Raw genomic sequence first — 1165 nt, 5'->3', positions numbered from 1 at the left:
TTTGTACAGTCTATGCCTCGGGCATCCAAGCAGCAAGCGCGTTACGCCGTGGGTCGATGTTTGATGTTATGGAGCAGCAACGATGTTACGCAGCAGGGCAGTCGCCCTAAAACAAAGTTAAACATCATGAGGGAAGCGATGATCGCCGAAGTATCGACTCAACTATCAGAGGTAGTTGGCGTCATCGAGCGCCATCTCGAACCGACGTTGCTGGCCGTACATTTGTACGGCTCCGCAGTGGATGGCGGCCTGAAGCCACACAGTGATATTGATTTGCTGGTTACGGTGACCGTAAGGCTTGATGAAACAACGCGGCGAGCTTTGATCAACGACCTTTTGGAAACTTCGGCTTCCCCTGGAGAGAGCGAGATTCTCCGCGCTGTAGAAGTCACCATTGTTGTGCACGACGACATCATTCCGTGGCGTTATCCAGCTAAGCGCGAACTGCAATTTGGAGAATGGCAGCGCAATGACATTCTTGCAGGTATCTTCGAGCCAGCCACGATCGACATTGATCTGGCTATCTTGCTGACAAAAGCAAGAGAACATAGCGTTGCCTTGGTAGGTCCAGCGGCGGAGGAACTCTTTGATCCGGTTCCTGAACAGGATCTATTTGAGGCGCTAAATGAAACCTTAACGCTATGGAACTCGCCGCCCGACTGGGCTGGCGATGAGCGAAATGTAGTGCTTACGTTGTCCCGCATTTGGTACAGCGCAGTAACCGGCAAAATCGCGCCGAAGGATGTCGCTGCCGACTGGGCAATGGAGCGCCTGCCGGCCCAGTATCAGCCCGTCATACTTGAAGCTAGACAGGCTTATCTTGGACAAGAAGAAGATCGCTTGGCCTCGCGCGCAGATCAGTTGGAAGAATTTGTTCACTACGTGAAAGGCGAGATCACCAAGGTAGTCGGCAAATAATGTCTAACAATTCGTTCAAGCCGACGCCGCTTCGCGGCGCGGCTTAACTCAAGCGTTAGATGCACTAAGCACATAATTGCTCACAGCCAAACTATCAGGTCAAGTCTGCTTTTATTATTTTTAAGCGGGTAATGACTCCAACTTATTGATAGTGTTTTATGTTCAGATAATGCCCGATGACTTTGTCATGCAGCTCCACCGATTTTGAGAACGACAGCGACTTCCGTCCCAGCCGTGCCAGGTGCTG

At 51.3% G+C, this 1165-nt stretch carries 1 protein-coding gene and 1 pseudogene; one reads left to right on the top strand and one right to left on the bottom strand.

Features of this window, described 5'->3' with window-relative positions; genetic code table 11:
* Positions 1–126 precede the first annotated feature (126 nt).
* Positions 127–965, top strand: a pseudogene (gene aadA1, locus ACJBF3_RS26000) (ANT(3'')-Ia family aminoglycoside nucleotidyltransferase AadA1).
* A 95-nt stretch (positions 966–1060) separates the two neighbouring features.
* Here the strand turns inward: aadA1 and ACJBF3_RS25995 are convergent.
* Positions 1061–1165: IS1 family transposase (locus ACJBF3_RS25995; RefSeq protein ID WP_000300949.1), on the bottom strand; the 105-nt coding region annotated here is incomplete at its 5' end.

The organism is Enterobacter sp. PP-008-ECC_S150, assembly GCF_045257065.1.
Classification (GTDB): Bacteria; Pseudomonadota; Gammaproteobacteria; order Enterobacterales; family Enterobacteriaceae; genus Enterobacter; species Enterobacter chengduensis.
The sequence above is the reverse complement of the archived record's forward strand: the minus strand, read 5'-3'. Positions and strand labels throughout refer to the sequence as shown.